Source organism: Paenibacillus sp. OK060, assembly GCF_900101205.1.
Classification (GTDB): domain Bacteria; phylum Bacillota; class Bacilli; order Paenibacillales; family Paenibacillaceae; genus Paenibacillus; species Paenibacillus marchantiae.
On sequence record NZ_FNFR01000005.1, the window covers coordinates 197,146 to 220,178 of the forward strand.

Annotated in this window: 16 protein-coding genes and 1 pseudogene; 4 read left to right on the forward strand and 13 right to left on the reverse strand. The window is 43.6% G+C overall.

Going from position 1 to position 23,033, the window contains the following annotated elements:
* The first annotated feature begins 72 nt into the window (after positions 1–72).
* The 4 genes from BLS14_RS19525 to BLS14_RS19540 all read left to right on the forward strand — a co-directional run bounded on the left by BLS14_RS19525 (position 73) and on the right by BLS14_RS19540 (position 3,295).
* Positions 73–945, forward strand: coding sequence for a carbohydrate ABC transporter permease (locus BLS14_RS19525; protein ID WP_072734531.1), 873 nt, complete (start codon positions 73–75; stop codon positions 943–945).
* A complete protein-coding gene (locus BLS14_RS19530) occupies positions 946–1,770 on the forward strand; it encodes a carbohydrate ABC transporter permease (protein WP_072734532.1) in 825 nt (274 codons plus the stop codon).
* Positions 1,771–1,873: 103 nt separating this feature from the next.
* Positions 1,874–2,299 (forward strand): Rrf2 family transcriptional regulator, encoded by a 426-nt coding sequence (locus BLS14_RS19535; RefSeq protein WP_063567255.1) that lies wholly within the window; start codon positions 1,874–1,876, stop codon positions 2,297–2,299.
* A 138-nt stretch (positions 2,300–2,437) separates the two neighbouring features.
* A complete protein-coding gene (locus BLS14_RS19540; RefSeq protein WP_090953514.1) occupies positions 2,438–3,295 on the forward strand; it encodes an SDR family oxidoreductase in 858 nt (285 codons plus the stop codon).
* A 193-nt stretch (positions 3,296–3,488) separates the two neighbouring features.
* On the opposite strand, the gene BLS14_RS19545 is transcribed toward BLS14_RS19540, so the two are convergent.
* From BLS14_RS19545 to BLS14_RS19605, 13 genes and pseudogenes are all read right to left on the reverse strand, one after another.
* A complete protein-coding gene (locus BLS14_RS19545) occupies positions 3,489–4,025 on the reverse strand; it encodes an RNA 2'-phosphotransferase (RefSeq protein ID WP_072734534.1) in 537 nt (178 codons plus the stop codon).
* A gap of 84 nt (positions 4,026–4,109) precedes the next feature.
* The gene (imm48, locus tag BLS14_RS19550) at positions 4,110–4,568 is read right to left on the reverse strand and encodes an Imm48 family immunity protein (RefSeq protein ID WP_256336596.1); all 459 of its coding nucleotides are present in this window, start codon (positions 4,566–4,568) and stop codon (positions 4,110–4,112) included.
* 117 nt (positions 4,569–4,685) lie between these two features.
* A complete protein-coding gene (locus BLS14_RS19555) occupies positions 4,686–5,927 on the reverse strand; it encodes a helix-turn-helix domain-containing protein (RefSeq protein ID WP_090953518.1) in 1,242 nt (413 codons plus the stop codon).
* Between the two features lie 182 nt (positions 5,928–6,109).
* Positions 6,110–11,803: a S8 family serine peptidase gene (locus BLS14_RS33485; RefSeq protein WP_090953520.1), complete on the reverse strand. Its 5,694-nt coding sequence runs from the start codon at positions 11,801–11,803 to the stop codon at positions 6,110–6,112.
* Positions 11,804–12,526: 723 nt separating this feature from the next.
* Entirely contained in the window at positions 12,527–13,024 is a 498-nt protein-coding gene (locus BLS14_RS19565) for a hypothetical protein (RefSeq protein WP_090953856.1), read from the reverse strand.
* A 3-nt stretch (positions 13,025–13,027) separates the two neighbouring features.
* Positions 13,028–13,408, reverse strand: coding sequence for a hypothetical protein (locus BLS14_RS19570; protein ID WP_090953522.1), 381 nt, complete (start codon positions 13,406–13,408; stop codon positions 13,028–13,030).
* Between the two features lie 213 nt (positions 13,409–13,621).
* Positions 13,622–14,095, reverse strand: coding sequence for an SMI1/KNR4 family protein (locus BLS14_RS19575; RefSeq protein ID WP_090953524.1), 474 nt, complete (start codon positions 14,093–14,095; stop codon positions 13,622–13,624).
* A 14-nt stretch (positions 14,096–14,109) separates the two neighbouring features.
* A complete protein-coding gene (locus tag BLS14_RS19580; RefSeq protein WP_090953526.1) occupies positions 14,110–14,472 on the reverse strand; it encodes an HNH endonuclease signature motif containing protein in 363 nt (120 codons plus the stop codon).
* A gap of 292 nt (positions 14,473–14,764) precedes the next feature.
* Entirely contained in the window at positions 14,765–15,208 is a 444-nt protein-coding gene (locus BLS14_RS19585) for a hypothetical protein (protein WP_090953527.1), read from the reverse strand.
* 12 nt (positions 15,209–15,220) lie between these two features.
* Entirely contained in the window at positions 15,221–17,215 is a 1,995-nt protein-coding gene (locus tag BLS14_RS33225; protein WP_256336597.1) for a DNA/RNA non-specific endonuclease, read from the reverse strand.
* Between the two features lie 160 nt (positions 17,216–17,375).
* Positions 17,376–17,849, reverse strand: coding sequence for an SMI1/KNR4 family protein (locus BLS14_RS19595; protein WP_090953529.1), 474 nt, complete (start codon positions 17,847–17,849; stop codon positions 17,376–17,378).
* A 408-nt stretch (positions 17,850–18,257) separates the two neighbouring features.
* A pseudogene (locus tag BLS14_RS19600) lies at positions 18,258–19,516 on the reverse strand (IS110 family transposase).
* A gap of 134 nt (positions 19,517–19,650) precedes the next feature.
* Positions 19,651–23,031, reverse strand: a complete 3,381-nt coding sequence (locus tag BLS14_RS19605; RefSeq protein WP_090953530.1) for an HNH endonuclease signature motif containing protein — start codon at positions 23,029–23,031, stop codon at positions 19,651–19,653.
* Positions 23,032–23,033: the final 2 nt, after the last annotated feature.

Consider the following 23,033-nt stretch of genomic DNA (forward strand, 5'->3'; position numbering starts at 1 on the left):
ACCATTATAATGCAGCGAGGTGAGGCACCATGCACTCATGCATTTTGGCAGGAAGGACAGGTGTAACAGTTTATGAATGTAAATAAGATATATCCTTGGTATTTCTCATCTGGAGCGATTGTGCTGTATCTGCTGTTCATCGTCGCTCCCGCCCTGCTGGGCATCTATTATTCCTTCACCGATTGGAACAGTTACAGTTCGGAGAAAAACTTTATTGGTCTGGAGCATTTCCGAACCATTCTGGCGGGTGATCCAACGTATTTACTTTTTATTAAGAATACAGTCCTTTTCACTCTGATTACTTCGATCGCCAAGACGGTTCTGGGCCTATTCCTAGCTCTATTGCTGGTCAGCGGTGTGAAGGCCGCCAATCTGCACCGGATGATCATATTTTCACCCCAAGTACTTTCGTTCCTGATTGTCGGCCTGGTCTTCAAAAGCCTGCTCGATCCCAACAACGGCTTCGTTAACGTGACACTGCGTTCGCTGGGGCTGGACGTTCTGGCCCAGAACTGGCTGGGCTCCCTTACTTGGGCAATGCCATCTATTATGGCGGTGGATACGTGGAAAGGCATGGGGTACATTATGGTGCTGTTCATTGCTGGACTGCTTGCCATTCCTCGCGATTATTATGAAGCGGCATCGATTGACGGTGCCGGCTTCTGGCAGAAACTGTTTCGAATCACGATCCCAATGCTGATGCCGACAATTACCATCGCCACGGTACTCAATATTACGTATGGGCTGCGGGTATTTGATGCGGTATATGTACTGACCAATGGTGGACCAGGCAACGCTACAGATGTGATTAACACAGCGGTGTATTCCTCTTTTGCTAAAGGCTATTGGGGGCTCGGCAGTGCATTATCCACGATTCTGTTTGTCATTATGGCGATCATCTCCTTCTTTATCATCCGCTTGATGAACCGAAAGGTGGAATACTAGATGCGAGTGAAAAAACGGCTGGTTTCCATCGGATTAAATGTACTCGCTTGGCTTCTTAGCCTGGTGGTCCTGATTCCTTTTGTCGTCATTGTGCTGAATTCATTCAAGTCCGATGCCGAAGCCAAAGTGCTCAAACTGACCCTGCCCGAGAAGTTCATCTTTGAAAATTATAAAATCGTCTATGAGCAGGGACACTTGGGTGGTTCCTTTTTCAACAGTTTGCTGCATTCAACGGCTTCTTCCCTTCTGCTGGTGTTTGTTGTGGCGTTCTCAGCCTTCACTTTATCGCGTAATTATTCGAAGTTAAGCAAGTTCCTATATTTCTTTCTTATTCTGGGCATTACGCTGCCATTGAACTACATTCCACTAATGGAGGTCATGAAGTCGCTGGGCATGATTAATTCGCATGTGGGCATGATTCTGCTCTATACCGCGATGGGCATTCCGATCTCGCTATTCATCACATATGCGTTTGTATCCAATATTCCAAAAGAACTGGATGAAGCAGCGATCATGGACGGATGCAACGGGATCAAGCTATTTCTCAGAATTATTGTGCCTTTGCTCACGTCCGTGCTGGTGACGGTATTTGTTCTTAATTTCCTGAGTGTCTGGAATGAGTTTACCGCCCCGCTCTACATGCTCAATACCGTCGAGATGTGGCCAATGACGCTCGCTGTCTATAACTTCTTCGGACAATTCAGTGCTCAGTGGAATCTGGTCAGTGCGGATATCGTGCTTACGTCCCTACCTGTATTGATTGTGTTCCTGATTGGGCAAAAATATATTGTGGGTGGTCTGACTTCCGGGGCGGTTAAGGGTTGAGATGTATCCGAAATGAGAATTCAATACACCGGGCTACTTTGAAATTCATCATTGACATCGTGTTTATTTGTAACTATTATAGTTACAACGGTGGTGATCATGCATGAAACAAATCAGTAGTCGCTTTTCCATTGCGGTTCATACGTTGTCCCTGGTCGCTGTTGTGCCCAATGAGTGCACGGGAGATTTTATCGCCAAAAGCGTGAATACCAATCCCGTCATTATTCGGCGGATTATGTCCAAGCTGAAACAGGCCGGCCTGATCGAGGTCAGACCCGGTGTCGGCGGTGCTTCTTTGTTAAAGGACCCCGCGGACATTACGCTTTTGGATATATATCGTGCACTTGAGGTTGTGGAGGATGGCGAGTTGTTTAACTTCCACAAGCATCCAAACCCAAATTGTCCGGTTGGCAGCATGATCGAACAAACCTTGCGCGCCGAACTTATTGAGGCTCAGTTAGCTATGGAGCAGCGTTTGAAACGTGTAACGATACAACAGATGATGGATCAGGTTCACGTCTCTGAATAAAAAAAGCTCATTACGAGCTTTTTTTAAACCTTTCGTTGTAATCACACCTGTTATAACAAATACGATTACATCCATTCATGTAGATTGACATTTCACATTTGTGTCGACACAAAACATACCTTATAGGAGGAAAATACAATGAAAATTTTAGTTACTGGAGCAACAGGTCACTTGGGTTCACTGGTCGTAGAGGCTCTGTTAAAAACGGTATCTGCTGGGGATTTGGCTGTAAGTGTACGCAACCCGGAGAAAGCGGAAGCATTGCGCGCTCAAGGTGTTGACGTTCGTCACGGTGATTTCGATCAACCGGAAACGCTGGAAAAAGCATTTGCAGGCTTGGATCGGCTGCTGCTGATCTCCACAGACGGTGACAATGAAACGCGTATTCGCCAACATCAAGCTGCCGTGCACGCTGCCAAGAAAGCAGGCGTTGGATTCATCGCTTATACCAGCGTTGTGAATGCGGAGAAAAACACCCTTTCACTTGCTGAAGTACATCGTGCCACAGAACAGGCTATCCGCGAATCCGGCATTGCTTATTCCTTCCTGCGCAACAACTGGTACCTGGAAAATGAAGCAGGTAGCGTTCAAGCAGCTACCCAGGGCGCACCTTGGGTGCATGCAACTAATGCCAGCCAAGTGGGCTGGGCTACTCGCAATGATTATGCGCATGCTGCCGCTGCAGTACTGACAGGTGAGGGACATGAAAATTCAGTATATGAGTTGTCTGGTAAACTTCGTACTCAAGCTGAGCTTGCAGCCATCGTTGGGGAAGTGCTTGGACAGGATATCAACGTGCAAAACGTGGATGATGCTGCTTACGCTGACATTATGAAAGGTGCAGGTCTGCCTGACTTTGTAGTCTCCATGCTCGTTGATATGCAGAGTGCCATCCGTGAAGGCGCACTGGCTGTAGAGAGCGATACATTGGAAAAATTGCTTGGCCGTTCAGCTCAACCATTGAGTGAGGGTGTAAAAACAATTGTAGGCAAGTAAGTCTAAATAGAAGAGAATAGAATGGATATCAAAAAGGGACACACCAACGAATGTTGGATGTGTCCCTTTTGGTGTTATAAAACAATCTTTAAAACGATATAGCAGTTAATCGGATAACTGTACATTGAACCGGTCCGATTGCGACTTGAATTCTCGATTTAGATATCGGTAGTCTCCATAACCGTTACATCGATCATTGCTCGATATATCGTGCCGGAATGTGATCGGCCAGCCAAATATTTTCGTTTCCATGATAGAAGAAAATACCTTCTTTGGCCGCTTGAGCCGCGTTAATTTTCAGTATTATTGGCTGGTCATCACGTCTTCGTCCCACCTGATTGGCGGTATCCATATCTGCAGATAGATGAACATACTGCCTCTGACGAGGCTGCAAACCTTGCTCCATAATGGAAGCAACCGACCGCAGTGGCGTGCCATGATAGAGTATCTCCGGTGGGTCGGCAGGTGTTTTGGATATCTTTTGCGGAGTCGAATGACCATATAATGCCCGGATGCGGCCAGAATGAATCTCATGTCTCTTTTTCTCAGAAGCTTGAATCATCTGCTCCAGATCCGCTTCCGTGACGTCTTTCCACTGTGGACTTTCATGTAAAGCCACCAGCAATTGCGGAATCTCCACCCAGCCCTCTTCGTCCAGCTCCAGCTCATACTCCCATGGGGCGTGACGCAAGGCGTATGAGAGCTCTTTACTTAACTTCATCAGATCCATTGCGATCATCTCCCAATTAAGTTAACAATTCATTAGACAAATACTGTCTGTACCACTACATGAAAGGGTGAACGCTCTGCTTCTTCAGGTTCTCTCCGGTTGTACTGCCGCCAAAATCTCCTGAATGTTGCGGGCGAGTCCCTCATCATCTTCCTGATTAAACTGGCGGTGTCCATCGATACCACGATGAATAATCGTGTTCATCACCGGATGAACTTCCCGATCGGAAGCCACCCGGATCAGATCATCGGCAAAATCTACAGCCTGCTGCTCACTATAGTTAAAAGGTTTAATCAGCATACGGATGCTCAGTGCATGAGCCTGTGGCTCCGCCAGCTGATCCCGATGAGTGATGCCATATACCGCACCAAATCCAAAAGCAGCAATCACCTGACGCTCCAGCTCTGTTGTCTGTTCCAAAGGCGTACCGATCAGTTCACATATTTTGTCCACCATCTGCTCCAACTCTGAAGCCGCCGCAGCCAAAATCACATCGTTAATATCGTCAGCGTTGATAAAATCAGTCATATTGTAATTCTCCATTTCTGAGCCGTATTGAATCCATTCTCTCAGACTCTATGAGAACATTGTATCGGAGATAGGGTGTTCCTTTCAAATCACCCATATGTCGTCGACACTTCTCTTACTCTCCTATTACCCTTAAATAAGTAGAGTCGCTTGGGATTTAAAACGATTTTTTGCGAGCCTGAGCGCCTTATCCTTTTCACCATGATTCATATAGTACTGGAACAATATCTCTTCATAACGTTCGGCAAGATATTGGGAACCAAGTTCACGATAATAAGGAAGAATTCGCTCTTCTATCATTTCATAATACGCTTGCTCCTGCCCTTGTAAAATGACAGACTGGAGTTCCAATTCCATATAACTTGCGTCTGCAACAAGTTTAGAGTTGTGCAAGGCTTTTAGAGACATGTCCAATAGCTTGTTTGCAGGAATGAGATTACCCAGTCTATTCGATTCTATGTAATTATTGAGTACCATCAGGTATAACGGTTGTTTCTCCGGTATAATATCAAGCGCTAGTCTATACCAGTAGACAGCATCCTCATATTGGTTTCGCCGATTATATTCATAACCCAGATTGTTCAGCAGCTTGGCTTTTCGGTCGGTAAGCCCACAATCATCACAAATCCGAATGAGATTCTCATATCTGCGTTTTGTCTCAGGAAAATCATGATACTCACGAGAATTTAGCTGAACTAGCATAATGGTTTCGGTATCAATAATCCGCACCATATTAAGAGTTTTCCGAAAATGCTGGATAGCTTTCTCAGCGTAATAGTAAGACGTAATATTTGAATATATCGAGTGATATGCCAGAGACAAATGATAAAAGTACTCATGATTCGTATATTTGGACTGATTGATTGAAGTTAATGTCTGGATTGATTTGGTATAGTGCCCTGTAAGGAAATAGTAAATCCCCATCACATGGTGATAAAAATAATGCTCATACGAATGCTCCGATTCATCCGGAATCTCCATCTCGGCTATAAGTCTTTCTGCTTCATCGATATCATTCATAAACAGGTAAAATCGGATCTGCAGCAAGTCATAAGATAAACGCAAGTCAGGTATACCTTTTAACGGTTCTTCTTCCAACTTGTCTTTGAGACGAATAGCTTCAGCTGTTCTCTGCATAATAATGGCCTCTTGCCATGAATCCAGGACATTGTTCATCTGATGATATCTTGTTACTTCCCTTGCCATATCAATGTACAATCGCTCACAGAGCATATCCATGATTTCCTGTGAATACTCTGTCATTCCCCGCTCAATTTTGCTCAGATGTGTGACTGAACAGATTCCTTTCACCAGTTCTCCTTGAGTTCGTCTATGTTTCTCCCGGTAAAATTTAATAATCTTCCCTTCAATCATCACTACACCTCTTTTTATCCATCGTTTTATTCCTAATTATAGGGATCGAATGTGGACTCTACCAGCATATATTGGAGACTTGCGTGCTCATGAAGAGAATTTCAGGATAGAAAGACAAGATGCAAACATGACAAAATAAGAGGCTCCCCCAATGCTGGAGGAACCCCTTATACTTGTACATCTTATTTGAGCAACGACAGTAAATTGTGAACCGTTTGAGCCGTTTCGGCACGTGTCGCATTGTTCTTTGGTTTAAATTCGCCACCCGTAGAACCTTTCATTACACCGAGCTCGGAAGCTTTAACGACAGCTTCCTTTGCCCAAGATGCAATGTTTGCTTCATCTGTATAACCAGTAGCCGACTTGGTATGGTTTGATTGGGTTTGGTATTCGTATGCTCTCATCATGAGCACTGCCATCTCTTCACGAGAAATAGTTTGGGTCGGAGCAAACGTATCATTAGCTATTCCCTGAACCAAACCTGCTTGATATGCAGCAGCCACGCTATCTGCGTACCAGGCATCCTTACTCACATCACCGAATGGCAATTTGTTACCTTTTGCCTCTAAGCCAAGGGATCTTACGATTAAAGCGGCGAATTCGGCACGAGTCGTTTGACCTTGTGGATCAAACGCAGTCTCTGTTTTGCCCGTCAGCACATGTTTCGCCGTAAGTGATTTGATTGCTTCACTTGCCCAATGCGTTGAAGCCACGTCCACGAACGATTTATCGTAAACCCATGGTGCATACGTGCCCATATGAGACACGTTGGAAGTGACGGTACCTTGCTGGGTATTTACAACCCCACCGGCATAGTCCCAATTATTATTAGTTGAATTTTCATTGTACATTCCAATGAGATTACCATTAAGATTCCTATTATAATTGAGTGTCAGCGTAACATCTTCCGGAAGTTTGGACAAAGATAACTTCTCACTCGAAACCTGAAGGTACAATTCGATCTCGTAAGCCGTACCTGCAATTGTCCATGTAAGGCCTTGTTTCGTTTCTGGTGCTTTCACATCTTGTTTCTTTATATCCAAAATGATCTTGCCTGCAGTAGCACCAGAACCTCCTTTTGATTGCAGTTCTTTTAATATGCTAGATGGAATGGTGAGTGAAATTACACCTTGCTCAGACAATTCAAGTGAATTCCTACCCAACAAGTCTCCAGCATTGACAGGCAACTCAATCTTTTTGCCGATCTTAATATCCACATTGGCTGTACCGTTTGTCGCAGCTTTCAAATCTTTTTCTGTAATGACCTGATTTGGGCTTGGATCTGGTTCTGTGGTTGGTGCAGGTGTTGGGACAGGTGCGGGTGTCGTAGAAGATCCGCCGCCACCATTATTACCGGAACCGCCGCCGTTATTACCAGAACCACCATTGTTCATTTCCTGAATTTTATTAAGGAAGTACCCTAAGTCTTTGTCACCAATTTGCAAGACGGGCTCCTTGGTAGAATGGTTAGTGGTCTTCCCAAAATTATTCATAATATAGGTAACTTCGGTGTCCCCTACATAACCATCCTGGTCAATGTCGGCTATTCCATCCGACGAATGATAATATTTCGTTACAAGTTCCATATCATAAATATCGATGGCTCCGTCCCCGTTGATGTCCCCTGCATAGGTGAAGTCAGCAGAGTTAAGTTTATTTACGCCATAATATTCTCCATTGATCGTCTTGCTCAGTACAACTCCTAATTCGGAAGGCAGATGCCCAGGAACCAGTGTATAAATGGTAGTCATTTCTCCCGTTGCCGGAATACCATCAATGAGAAACTCGCCAGACTTCTGCACGGTCCCCTCATATTTCTCTCCGGAAGCCGTTTCCGCATAAATTTCAATGCCCATCTTGGAGTAGTCATTCGCAAAATCCAAATACTCTCCATCGACCATAAAAGCTTCAGGACGTACAAAACCATACGTTCTTGAAGATTTGGAGATCACTTCATAGCTGTCCGTATTAAACGCGGTTAATGTTAATTTCTCTTCGTTTTCTTTCATGCCAACAGTAGTGTATTTCACTTCAAGCAATGGTACGTCGTTTTTCTTAAAATAAAATTCATCATTTGGTACGTCAAAGACAACATGGAACAAATCAAGATCACCTGTGATTCCTTCAAAGGACCCACCTGAAATGGATGCTTCAAAGCTGAGTTCTCTTTGGCCCACTACGGGATCACTAAATTTCACACTTGCACCTGTTGTATTAAGCAATGCCTGCAGTTCAGGGGTTGGCTCAATTCGGTTAAATTGTTCATAGTCATACAGCGTTTCCAGAGTAACCGAAATACAGTTTAGTTTCTCCACATTATTTAGTTGAATGGTCTGAGTAATGGTATCTCCTTTACGTACCTCGTCCTTGTCATATTTACTGGTCACATAAGGCTTCCCTTCGGCAATAAAACCATAGCGATGGTCCTTAACGGTATCTGCCGCTGTAGCCGCATCCATTCCGAACAGACGAAGTTCGTACCCTTCCTCATATTCTTCTTTGGTAATACCAAAAGATATGTTCCCTTCTTGGGAAACAAGCAATTCTCCGGAATAGAATGGACTGCCATTTTCATAGAAAATGACACGATTTGAAGATTGATCATAGGCAGTTATCCCATTATCAACAAATGTTTGGATCGTGGGATCGATGACTGTGCCATCATACCAAACGCCTTTTAGGCCTTCTCTTTCAGACAGCATACTATCATTGAGTTCATATACGCCCGGTTCAATACCCAAATCAATCTCTGGGGGTGTATTGTCTACAACAACCAATGTTTCATATTGATACTGCTTCTGGTCTGAATCGGTTGCAATGAATTCAAGTGTATAGTTCCCCTCAGGGACAAACCGTTCGATGTTGGAGACTTCTCCATTTTCAACAGGAAATACATAACCTTTGAAAATGTTCAACATCAGATATTCTATTCCCGGAAGCATTGACTCTGAATTCAATGTACCTATTAACCCTAATTCCTCGCCAGTTTCGCGATCCTTCAGCAATACATCTACCGAATCAATAGGGCTTCCCAACTGAATAGCACTCAGTGTAATACGATTCAGGAACTGATGGAAAGGAGTATCGTTTGTGATGGATGGTGGAATCAATTCCACTGAATTAATGCCCTTTTCGCTAATACGGATGGAGAATGGGATCTGAATATGATCCGCCGCATTTTCCGTATCCAGATATACATATCCTTCATATCGACCACTTGGCGTGTCCTGTGGTATATCCACTGTGACGGTCATGTCTTCCGTACTTCCGCCACTTACAGTAATTGAATCTGGAAGGTGAACATTTAAATTCATATCGTTTAACAGCTTCATGGAAGTGGTATACGTTCTAGCACTGTCTCCTTTATTCTCGATCTTAACTACTCGGCTGTCAGATAAGATCTCCTGGCCGTTTTCTTCCAGATATGCACTGTCAAATACAATTGAACCTGTAATTTCATCAATCAGAATGGATTCCTCATTTGAGAAGTGAATGGTTTTATCCTGTACTTTGGCAAATACGGATGTGTGGACTGCTCGATAAGGGTCTACACGACCTGCACCTACTTCATATACGGAATAATCACCATTCAGATCGACGGCTGTATTCATAAGAGCGGTCTTCACATCAAAAGGCGAATAATCTCCGTGTGCCTGCAGCATAAGTGCGCCAATACCCGCCATATGAGGCGTTGCCATGGATGTACCTGAAATTCGTGCATAGGCAATATCATCATTCGCACCTGTGTGATCGTTCACAAATACAGGGTAGGTCGAAAATACAGCTACGCCGGGGGCTACGATATCCGGTTTAATATCATTATTTACTGCAGCCGGGCCACGGGAACTGAAATCAGCCAGTTTATTGCCTTCCGTAACGGTTTCGCCCGTTGTGCCAAAAGTAATCTTCACGCCGTTCGTACCCTTAAGTTTTTCTCCTAGCTCTTTCATCATTTGGAATGTAGGAATATATCCATTCATATCACCCAAATAATTAGGGATTGTTCCTTCAACATTATTATAAATAATTGCGGCTGATGCCCCTGCTTTTCTTGCATTGACAATTTTGGAATCGAGTGCAATTTCCCCCCGAGCGATAAGGGCCACTTTACCTTGCACATCAATACCTTCAAAATCAGAAACATCACCAAGACCTGCAAATACTACATCATATGTTTTTCCTTCGAGAGTAGTTAGATCGTCTGTGAAGTCCTTACCAAACAAAGATAACTCCTCAGTATAAATTTCAGAAGGTGTTTCTTCTTCAGTTGCTGGTGTTTCCTCTTCTACTTCAGGTGCTTCTGCTGAGGGCGTTTCTTCTTCCTCTGCGGATGTTTCTTCTTCTGCTGTTGGAACTTCTTCAACTGCAGGTGTTTCTCCTACTGCCGTTTGCGCATCCGCTGCTGCTTCTGCTGCAGGCGTTTCTTCCTCCCCTGCGAATGCTTCTTCATCCACTATAGATGTTCCATCTTCTTCTACGGGAGCTTCCTCTTCCACTACAGATGATTCCTCATCCTCTGCAGGTGCTTCTTCATCTATCTCTCCCGCACTTAAATGGTTGTATACATCCAGAGTCACTGTAGCCGTAGGAAGGGTTATTGGAACGTCGGATGCACCGATCGTAATCGCCAACGCGCTGGCTCCCGGTGAACCTAATGTTCCTTCATTTGGACCATCGTTACCTGCCGCAACCATACTCACAACACCTTGCAGCATAGCATTGTTCAGTGCAATTGAAGAAGGATCTAGCGGATCATTCGTAGCAGCCCCTAAAGATAGATTGATAACATCAATTTCATCTTTAATCGCTTTTTCAATCGCGGCAATAATGCCACTCGTCTCACCACTTCCACCAGGACCCAGTACACGGTATACATACAAATCTGCGTCTGGAGCAACCCCTTTTACAGCATACCCTACGTCATTTTTGGCCTGTCCAGCTATTGTTCCCGATACATGTGTTCCGTGGGAAGTATAATATTCTTCTGCCGATACACCTTGTTCTTTATAGCCTGAATTTTCCCAATCTTCATAAGTCGTCTCCATGGGGTCAGCATCATTATCGATAAAATCCCAACCTTTAACGGTAGCCGGATCCACTTGTTTTGGATCCTCACCCGCATGGGCACGATACCCTTTATATGCACCTGTTAAATCCGGATGATTATAATCAATCCCTGTATCCAGTACACCGACCTTGATTCCCTTCCCTGTAATACCCTCTTCATGAAGTTTGTCGATGCCAAGATAAGGCACACTATCAGCCATTCGAGGTTGCATTCCACCTCCCGTGGCAAATTCACTTGGCGTGTCTGTCTCGGGTAGATCAAGAGCCACTTCCTGATCAGCCCACACTTTTTTTACTACACCCGATTTCATCAAATCCTCTACGGCTATGCCAGGGATGGTTAGAGCAACACCATTTAGTGCGGTTTCATACTCCTGAGTGATTTGGATCGAAGCAGCATCATAAGATAGATCTCTCTTTTGTTGAAAGGACTTCATGTATTGCTTGAATTGCTGATGATTTTGTTTCACTTTACTTGTCGCCGTAAGCTCGGACATCTTCTCATTGTTCAAAGCAGCCCGTTTCAAGGCGACCGCAGCGGGTTCACTTTTGAATTGGACAATCACGTTTACCAAATCTGAACTTTTAGTATTCACCTTGGCGTCAATAACTTCTCCATCCATCACTTGAAGCTGGTTTAGAGCTTGTCTTTCCTCCTTCGTTAGAGATTGCAGAATGGACTTAGCGCTTTCACTCGGCTGGAGAGCGCCATAGGCAGGCGCTGCATAAGCAGGCATGGAAAACATAGAAGACAACAAGACTCCTGTTGCTATAAAACCGGATAACAATCGGGCTGATTTTCGTTTCATTTCATACCTCCTGCGGTTTCCTATTAAGTTAGGATTATCGTATTCCGCAGCGTATGGAATGTAAATTGGGGTAATTGAGTGTGCTAATAGATTGAATCAATCTGATAATCTTCGAGAAAATTTACATATAAATAGACCGAATTATCTAATTTACATACTTTATTTTACAAATCCAGGATTCCGCTCTTTTATTTTAAGAAAACTTTGCGAAACAAGTATCTTTAGACCTAAAATCACTTTCGAAAATGGATAGTTTTTTCAGAAGGAAATTACTTTTTATGCTAATTTCTTATTACATTCAATACAAAACTTCTGAAAAAAAGCGCAAAAAAGCTCACATTATTCTTCTAAACAGAACGAGATATGTGAGCTTTTATGACCTTCCGAAAATTATTCTTATAATATCCCTTTCCCCTAAGTTACTCAGTTCTTCTTTCGTAATACGTTTAAGGGTGAGGTTAACTAATTCTTTACTTGTTATACTGTCATAACTAGATAGTATATTACCTTTGCATCTTACCTTAATGACATTATTCAACCGCATTAATGATCAGTAAGAAAGCGAAGAAAACAAAAAACAGGTCAATCATGGTGGTATCTGACCATAATTAACCTGTTTGATGTAACGGAATAGTGATATTTAGGTTATAAAATTAAAGTGTTGTATTGTACGATCTTGTATTAGTATTGTAAGTTGTTTAATAATCCGAACAAACCCATAAATTAATCAACATGTCCATTGTCAAGTGCATCCAAGGCTTCATCACTTATATCAAGTGGTTCCCTTTTAACTCGATTTGCAAGCGAAAGAAAATCAGTAGCACAAGCAACATTCAAATAACCTGCCCTTATAAAGAAATGGCCACCTCTTTCATATAGTTTTATTGCTGGCTCAAACAGATCTTTATTATCAATAGCAATTTGATTTCCTTCATCAATGAGTGCGTTTAACTCTAAATAACTGGTAACAATTTCTCTAACATAACTACTGTCAATCTCCTTTAGTATCTGTAATTCATCAACACTTACTTGTGACTTAGTTATCGAATTTGAAATGATAATAAAAGGATACCTACAAGGGCCAGGATAATTTTGAAAAAATATTGATGCTCTTCTTAAGTATTCTTTACTCAAATGAACATGTGATCTTGCTTCCTTGTTTCCAATACAACTCCAATCTATTGCAGAAATACGCTTAATTGCCTGATTAAAATTTTCCATCAATTATTTCGCTCCATCTTCTGTATTTTTATTGCCCAAGAACATTTTTCGAATAATATTCATATGCTCCAGGGAGTTCTCCACACTCTCGAAAAATTCCAGCGACTTCTGCAGGTCACGATGGACTTTTTCACGCGCCCACTTCTCACGGAAGTAACTCGGAATCTGCTCATAAGCAAGACTAATCTCCTTGTTCTGTTGTTCCAACTTCTTAAAGAAATCGGTCACCGAAGTCGATGTAGTCAGCTCTTTGGCGGCCGTCAGCATTTTACCAAGCATCGTCCATTTTGCTTCGTTCTCCTGCTGTTGGAGCTCGGTAAATCCGTTCGTAAATCGGTCCAGCAAATTGAATGCCGGTGGCTTGAAGGAGCCCACAACTCCCATCTGATTTAGACCTTAATTAAGCGTAGTGATCATTAATTTGGCATAGATAAAAAAGGCTCCCCCTACTCATGGTTCAAGTTGGAAAGAGCTTTTGAAAGTTTTAACAAGTGTATTGGTCAAGTTTTTAGGTGTTTGGTTTGTTGGATGTTTTGTACGATCTTGTTGTTGGAGTAGTAAATACCTGTGTAACAATAACAAGCTTAAGTATATTGTTTATTCAGTTAACATTGCCAAAAAATCTTTAAAACTATCCGCAACAACATAACTCACTGGATCAAATTCACCAGAATTTGCATGATCCCAGACACAAACATTAGGGGACTTCCTAGATTTACGAAAATCTAAACATAGAAAGTCACTAGAAAATAGAACAGCAACTGGTAACAACGCTACTCCTATCAAGTCCTCATCATCTATCAATCTCTCCTCAAATTGAGATTTTGTGGAATCTATATCAAATATTCCAAATTCATGTTTGGTCGGATCTTCAAGAATACACAAAAATCTAGTAATTAAGTAATTATGACCATCACAACTAAAAGAACGTCTTTCTGGAATGCCTCCATTATTTATTTTAATAAATTCTTTATAGTCTGAAGGCAACTCTACCCTCCAGAAACCTTCTTCTTTTGACAATAGCTGATCAGATGGTAATGGATAAATAATAGATTCTGCTCTCGTTTCCACAATTTTCCCCTCCCTTATCTTGGTGCATCTGCACACATTCCAGTTGATCTACCACCATTATGAGTAGTAATATTGTGAATACCAAAGGGAACTAATTGCATTTTCCCCGGTACTTCAGTGTGATGCCATGTATACGATCCGTTGTCAACCAATTTCATTATGTCTTTTGGTAGATTTTTATTCAACCAGTTAAACTGATCTGTGTCACCTTTCTTCCACAAATCTTTTGGAAGGTAATCTCTATGCACTACTACACCAGCCCCCTCAAAATCAGCAAAGCCGTAACGCATACCTTCTACTTTCTTCACTTCAATTTTAATAGACGTAGATGGGCTTGTGTTCATTTTGGACGGTATGATTCCACTTGTTATTTCCATTCCGTTCTTCCTATTGGAGCAGATTATTCTACAGTTGCGAGTAAATTATAAAAACACTGTAAGAAAGAGAACATAATAATAAAACAGGTCAATCATGGCGGTATCTGACCTGACCATAATTAACCTGTTTGATGTATCGGAATAGCGTTATCTAGGTTATAAAATTAAAGCATTTGATGTGCGTACAACCGAAATGAAGAAATCTTTATATAGGTATAACATGGGTTAACTGTGTTATTGGTTGAATGATGAGTTCATTCGGCACTGGGTAGCCCCCACCATTATTGATATTCTATTTTCTCATTCTACTTACTTCTTCAAACCACTCGTCGAAAACCTCGCTTGCACTCTTTGATAAATTGGTGAATTTTAAATCATAAGAATAAGTAGCCTCTAATTTATTCTTAATCACATCATAGGTTAATTTCATTTCTGTCGGCATTTCACGATTATATTTTTCAAACAAATTAATTATTTTTAGTAGGTCTTCGTTTCCTATTCTTAGCACCGCGTACTGCCTTTCCTCAGAAACGTCAATTTCACTATATATTTCATTGACTTTGTGCTTTTCAACAAAAACATCATTAATTTTATAAAATACATCCATTCCATATTCGCCTAACTCGTGGTAGCAACAAATATAAATAACATCTGCCCGTTTATCAACGTACTCTAAACAGATTGACACGATATCAGATTGTAACTCTGAAAAATAATCCTCAAATACTTTCCCCATTAATTAACCTCCCTAGTTTTTAATATTGGTGGTTTTTATTTTCCCATCAATAGAATACTTCACTTCAAAAATTGATGGGCGTAAAGCATCCCCATCATATTTAATGTTTACTTCGACCTTTACTTTTTTCCCTGCTTTAATTGCTTTAGCCCATTCATTTTCGAGAACTTTATACTTACTTAAATTCACATTACTTAATTGTGAAACAAGGTTATCAATTTCTGGTGAACCACCAAATCTATCCCCTGCCAAATGACCTGCATGGTCGCCTGGCTCTTTGCCTGGTGTATTTGCATCATGTGGTAATCTGCTATCCCTTTCAGTTAATTTTAAATCGTCAGCTGTAAATTTTTCAAGCCTTCCCTCACTATCAGTTTTATATAAATATTCATATTCACCTGTTTTATATGTTGCATTTGGCTTTAGCTTTCCATCTTTCATATGACTTCCATCACGTATAACATCATCAACTTGACTACCAACATTACCCGTCCCCTCAGTGCCTTCCAGTTTATCCTTCGGTTTATTTGTATTCTCCTCTGGTTTCTCCGGTTCGGATGATTTAGGCGGTTTAGTATCGGCTTGCGGTTTAACGTCGTCCTTGTTCTTAGATGGAGATGGCTTCCACGTATTCACTTCATTTGGCGTTTCATTTTTTTCTGGTTTCGTCTTTGGTTTCGTCTTTGGTGTCGTGCTTGGTTTCGACGTTGTCGTTGAATTTCCTTCATTCTTTTTCGAAGAAGATGAACTACCCGAACTTGTTTTCGACTTCGGCGGGTTCTCTACAGGCTTAGAGGTTGATCCTCCCCCACTGTTTGCTGTCTTTCCATTCCCCGAAGCCGTCTCACCTGTTTTGTTCGTCTTATTATTGCTCCAATGACTTCCTCCACCCGACACGATTCGCATCTTCTGACTTTCTTCCCAATACTTTTTCACAAAGCTCTTCACTTTGGGCACGATGGGCGAAGACGGGCTCGTGCTCACTTTGGGCGGCGTTATTCCACTTGCCTGCGGGATAGACCGGACCGGGCCTACAAGACCACCTGCCGAACCTCTCTTGTTCTTAAGATTAACTTGATTATCCTGACCTTGTAGCGTCGCATAATATTGATCGTATTCACCCCATAGTTCAGCAAAGGCTTGTTCGCTCATGGGAGCCTTGAGCCTCCAGGACAGATACTGCATTTCATCTAGGCTTAGCCCTTGAGCCTTCCAATAGTCATAACTTCCCAGTTCCTCTACCGTGATATGAGGCCTGCCAATATCGAAGGTGATATTCGCAAAATGGGGACCTACAAAAAGAATATTGTATTCCTCCGGGTTTTTCATCACTTTGTTGAAATAATCCAGCGAACTTTTCAGGTCCTGATCCGCCTGTTGTTTCGTCCACTTCTCCCGAATATAACCTGGAATTTCATAATATGTGGCACTAATTTCCTGATGCTGCTGATGCAACTTCTTGATCAGATCGAGAGGCGAAGTCGCTGTAGTTAACACTTTAGCGGCCGTCAGCATTTTACCAAGCATCGCCCATTTCGCTTCGTTCTCCTGCTGTTGCATTTCAGCAAAACCATTCATGAGTCGTTCCAGCAAATTCAGCCCTGAAGGCTTGAAGGAGCCTATCTTCGGTACACTCGCGATGAGACCCGTGGCCACGGCGGCGATACCAGCACCGACGGCGGTTTGAGCAGCAATACCTCCTAGCGCTCCCATGATCGGAATCATAGCAGTGATGGCCAATGCAGCTCCAGCCAACGATCCATCTTTCGGGTTCGTCGTTGATGCCTGCGTCACTCCAGCAGCTTCTGCGGCTGCTGCGGCCTGAGCTGCTTCGTACTCCTCAATCGGCATCAGCGGTGGCTCCGGCTCCGGAGGCAGATCCGCCACATGAACAGGCGCTTTGTTGCTGCCCTCCTGTTGCAATAGACCTGCTCGTAAGTTGGCCTCCCCGTCCAAAATGAAGCTACCACCCCCGCCAAGCAGCCATTGGTTATTTTCGACACGCAAAAAGCTCTCTCCAACTAATAATTCAAGCGGGAAAGAGCTTTAAAAGTTTATTAAGTGTTTGGACAGTTTAGTATTTAAAATTAATTACCTAAAAGTTGGGTTCATAAGCATTGCGTAGAGACTGCTCATCAATCACGTGCTAGCATGCACTAAAATAGCCTTACTCATTTAGCATCTCAAAAAATTCTGATACATTATGAGCTACACTTTGTGTCACAGGAGAAAACTCCTCTGACTCTTCATGAAACCAAATAACTACAGTAGGCTCTTCTGTTTCTCTGAAATCCAAACAAATAAAATCTCCTGAAAAAAGCGCTGCAATAGGAACTACATTCATTCCCACTAAATCTTCATTATCAGTTAATCTATCACCTATTTGTGTAATAATAACTTCAATGTCATACCATCCATTAATAGGATCAGACTCACTGTCATTCAATATACAAAGAAATTTCTCAATTATATATTCACGCTGATTATAACTAAACTTATTCGTGATTGGTACAGCTCCATTATTTCCCTTTATAAAATTCCTATAAGTTTCAGGAAATGAAACTCTCAAACTTCGCTCAACTACTTCTAGTAATTCATTGTCTGGCAATGGAAAAACAATTGTATTAACATCCACTTTCATTTCTTTCACTCCCACTAAAAAGTAATGTTTTCGCCTGTTTTCTCTCTCATTCTTAGATTTACAACCTCGAAATCTCAGGGTAATGGAAGGGTATTGGTTTAGAACCATATTTTTCTGAAAAGGCCAGTGACGGGAACAGGGCTTGGACTCGATTTTCCAAACTGTGGATGATACGTATGATCGCACAGTGGATCTCCACATCTTCCCTTGGGGTTTACCCTCCCATGTCACGCGGGGTCATTGCCCTTACATTCCTTCGTTCTACCTGCCAAGGAGTGGAGGCCGATTCTTGCTCCTAAACGGGGTCGTTGCCCTTATGGAATGGTGTTCTTCGGCTTCTCCGGTGCTTCAATTGTCTCGTTATACATCTGTGAACGAGTCGAGATTTCAGGCTATTGATTCTTTGAACTAAGCTGCAATCTGTTGTAACTGCGCTTGTCGTACAGGACCAAGAACTTCGTTTGCATTGTACTCTATTTCCTTCGTCCCCAGCGTGTGCAGGACGCGTATCAGTTTGCCGCAGAGCGCGATTAGCGACTGTTTTTTCTTCAGCGGATTTTGACTTCGTGTTGTGAAATACTTGTGAAGGGCCTTGAACTCCTCATTCTTAGCTACCATTGGCATGACGCAACGGAACAATAGGGCTCTTAGTCGAGATCGTCCACTCTTGGTAATGCCGCTTTTCTTTTAGATTCAAGCCCGCCAACCGGATGATTTGTTGTCCGTGGTCGTAATGACTCAGATCGCCAACCTCAGCCAGAAATCCTGCAACGGTAACCGCGCCAACGCCTGGGATATTCAACATCTGCGTCGTTCCCGGTATCTCACTCAAGATGTCCATGACCTGTTTCATGGTCGTTTCCACCTGTTTAGAGAAAAGCTCATACTGATCGAGCAAGCTCAGAAGCTCCAGTCTCGCAGCTCGTAACCCTTCGGTAAGCCCGATGAATATCCCGGCTGTCGCAAAGAGCTTTTCCGCTCTCTTGATACCGACTCCACGCTTCACTTCCGTTTTCCAGTGTGCGAGAACGCCTCTAGCGCCTGTAGAGACGATCTCTTCCGGTGTCGGAAACTGGCGCATTGTCATCAAGGAAGTTTTACCTTCCCAATCTTTAAACACGCTCAAATACTCTGGAAAATAGCGGTCGAACCAGTTATGCACACGGGCCTTGACTTGGTTTAAACTCACCATAACCTTCTACGGAAACTCATGAGGATGCGTAATTCGGCATATTCCATCGCCGGCAATTTGGGCTCCGAGTACTCCCGTTTCGAATTAGATCTGCAATGACTTTGGCATCCTTATAGTCACTCTTCGTCGGCGAGTTATCCTCAAGTTCCTTGCTCTTATTTACGTGATGCGGTTTCACAATGACGATCTTGATATCTCGAGCTTCCAGAAAAGCGGCTAGCGGAAACTAGTAGTGCCCGGTAGGCTCGATTGCGAAAACAATGTCCGTTTTCAGATGAACCTCCTGAAGTTCTTTCATCCATGTTACTAGCTTCGTTAACCCTTCCTGATTATTGTGGAACACGCAGTCTTTTCCTAATTCAATCCCGCGGAAATCTACCGCTCTAGCTACGTGAATCTTTTTGGCAATGTCTGCTCCTATGACTAGCGTACCTTCCGTAATTCGCGTAATACGTTGATTCTGTTTCTGTTTCATCTTATACTTCATTAGTGCGCCTCTTTTCGTATGTGGGTATTGTTCTTGTCCGGAACAACGATTCCCCAGTATACTAGAGGCGCATTTTTCATTCAAAGCTCAAATTACTTCATTACAGGAATGGCTCCTTATTGTTATCTTTTAGCATGCGCCCAACCACCTGGAGCTCTCCCACCCTTATGATTTATGGAATTATGTATACCAAAAGGTACTAACTCCATTCTACCGTCAATTTCAGAGTGATGCCATGTTGTTCCAGATGGACGTTTTCCACCTGGAAGTTGTGAATCAAGCCATTTGAACTGATCAGGGTCGGACTTCTTCCAATGATCTTTAGGCAACTGTAAAATAACAGGTTTCCCATCAATTTTTATGATTAAGTCAGCTTTCTCAAAATCAGGATGTCTTGTACCAGGTTTCATTGGTACATCAGGTATTTTTTCTAGTACTTTTGCTCGTTCTCTGATCAACTTAATTTGCTTTTGTGTTAGAGTATCTCCACCTGGTATATTTCTCCACTTCCAAGGAACATTTGAATTAACTTTCTCTGCATACACTGAAGCATAGTCATCCAATACTTCATCAAATTTTTTATTCCCTGATAAGAAATCATCAATGTTTTTTAAATATGGTGGTTTGCTACCACTTCCAGTATTCCCCGTCCCCTCAGTGCCTTCCGGATTATCCTTCGGTTTGTTTATATTCGGCTTCTCCTGCGATTTCTCCGGTTCGGATGATTTAGGTGTTTTCGTATCGGCTTGCGGTTTACCTTCGTCCTTTTTCTTCGTTGGCGGCTTCCAGGTATTCACTTCATTCGGTGTTTCTTTTTTTTCTGGATTCGTCTTTGGTGTCGTGCTGTTTTTCGACGTTGTCGTTGAATTTCCTTCATTCGTTTTCGAAGAAGATGAACTACCCGAACTTGTTTTCGACTTCGGCGGGTTCTCTACAGGCTTAGAGGTTGATCCTCCCCCACTGTTTGCTGTCTTTCCATTCCCCGAAGCCGTCTCACCTGTTTTGTTCGTCTTATTATTGCTCCAATGACTTCCTCCACCCGACACGATTCGCATCTTCTGACTTTCTTCCCAATACTTTTTCACAAAGCTCTTCACTTTGGGCACGATGGGCGAAGACGGGCTCGTGCTCACTTTGGGCGGCGTTATTCCACTTGCCTGCGGGATAGACCGGACCGGGCCTACAAGACCACCTGCCGAACCTCTCTTGTTCTTAAAATTAACTTGATTATCCTGACCTTGTAGCGTCGCATAATATTGATCGTATTCACCCCATAGTTCAGCAAAGGCTTGTTCGCTCATGGGAGCCTTGAGCCTCCAGGACAGATACTGCATTTCATCTAGGCTTAGCCCTTGAGCCTTCCAATAGTCATAACTTCCCAGTTCCTCTACCGTGATATGAGGCCTGCCAATATCGAAGGTGATATTCGCAAAATGGGGACCTACAAAAAGAATATTGTATTCCTCCGGGTTTTTCATCACTTTGTTGAAATAATCCAGCGAACTTTTCAGGTCCTGATCCGCCTGTTGTTTCGTCCACTTCTCCCGAATATAACCTGGAATTTCATAATATGTGGCACTAATTTCCTGATGCTGCTGATGCAACTTCTTGATCAGATCGAGAGGCGAAGTCGCTGTAGTTAACACTTTAGCGGCCGTCAGCATTTTACCAAGCATCGCCCATTTCGCTTCGTTCTCCTGCTGTTGCATTTCAGCAAAACCATTCATGAGTCGTTCCAGCAAATTCAGCCCTGAAGGCTTGAAGGAGCCTATCTTCGGTACACTCGCGATGAGACCCGTGGCCACGGCGGCGATACCAGCACCGACGGCGGTTTGAGCAGCAATACCTCCTAGCGCTCCCATGATCGGAATCATAGCAGTGATGGCCAATGCAGCTCCAACCAAGGATCCATCCTTCGGGTTCGTCGTCGAGGCCTGGGTTAATGCGGCTGCCTCTGCAGCAGCAGCCTGAGCCGCTTCGTACTCCTCAATCGGCATCAGCGGTGGCTCTGGCTCTGGTGGCAGATCCGCCACATGAACAGGCGCTTTGTTGCTGCCCTCCTGTTGCAGCAGGCCAGCTCGCACATTGGCCTCCCCGTCCAGAATGAAGCTGCCACCTCCACCAAGCAGCCATATCGCTTCCGATGCAGTGGCCTCGATCTTTCCGGCTGCAAGCAGGATGTTGCTACCCTGAATCGACAGATGTCCCGGACTATCCAATAGTACCCCCTGCTCATTCAAGGTAATCGTTATCCCGGATCCGGCTTGCAGCGTAACCTCCTCAGGCGACATGCCGATAGAGCTTCCGGCAGGATGGCCCCAGACTTTATGATCCGTCCCCTCGTTAGCAGAACGTTTGCCCTCCGAGATGGAATGACGAATGTATGCGCCGGACTCCAGGCTACTTGGAAAATATAATTCCACATGATCCCCGATCTCCGGCATCATGTATAATCCGCTATGTCCTTCCGCAGCATATGCTGGTGTGACCGGATAGGGAGATGCAGCCCCTTGCGCCATCGGGCCCTCGTCCATGGGTAGTTTGATCTGAACATGGTCATGAATCACGCGGACCACCTCACCATACAACGACAAGCCAATCAGGTCCGATAGGTCGCATCTAGGTACGCGAATGTGATCCTCGGGTACCATACGATAGATCGTCATGAGCAGCCCGGATTCCAGGCGTGAATTGGCATACACCACGGTTAGCTCCGTGCCATCCGGCAGTTCAACTTTGTCTCCAAGTGCATAGGTGTGTGCACTTTCCATCGTATACTGCAATACGCCTTGCGTGACCTTGGGACCCTGAATGATATATCGATCTTCCGTTCCGGAGCCACGCCAGTCAATTCCACCCAATTCTTTACGAACCTGATAGGGCTTGTCTTGTGGCCACTTCCACATCTTTCCTGCGGGCAAACCGATAAACAGCTTGGGTGATGCCGCCGTGATTTCGGGGACCAACACCGTACCGAATCGCGAGGCAAGCCGGCGCAGGAACATCCAATCAGTCTCTTTATATTGTAAAACAAGTCCACTCAATAGGGTATTTCCTGTAACCTGATCCATGACATCCGAATAGCGGTATGAATTCATAATGAACTGAATCAGTTCCTTGAACGTCCAGCCTCTGTTTTGAAAGGCTCGTTCCTCAATTCGGATATCCATTTGATACGAGTTGGACAAGGCTTCAAGCTCGAATCGATAGACCCCTCCCGACAAATGAACCGAGAGCGAGGTCATGACGCCATGGAACAGTCTTCTCACCGATCTGCCAGTTTCATCGACTTGCCTGAGCACGATTGATTCACCATCAGCCTGAACCTGAAGAATTCCAGGTCCATCCTCTTCCGGAAGAATGCCGCTGACATAGAGTTTCGCATGCTCGTTCACCTGGCGGGTAATTTGTACGCCCTCCAGCCACTGTGCACGATAAGGCCAATATAGACGAAGCTGTTCATATCCGATATGGTCCGGTTTCTTCTGCGTGATTTCACTCATCG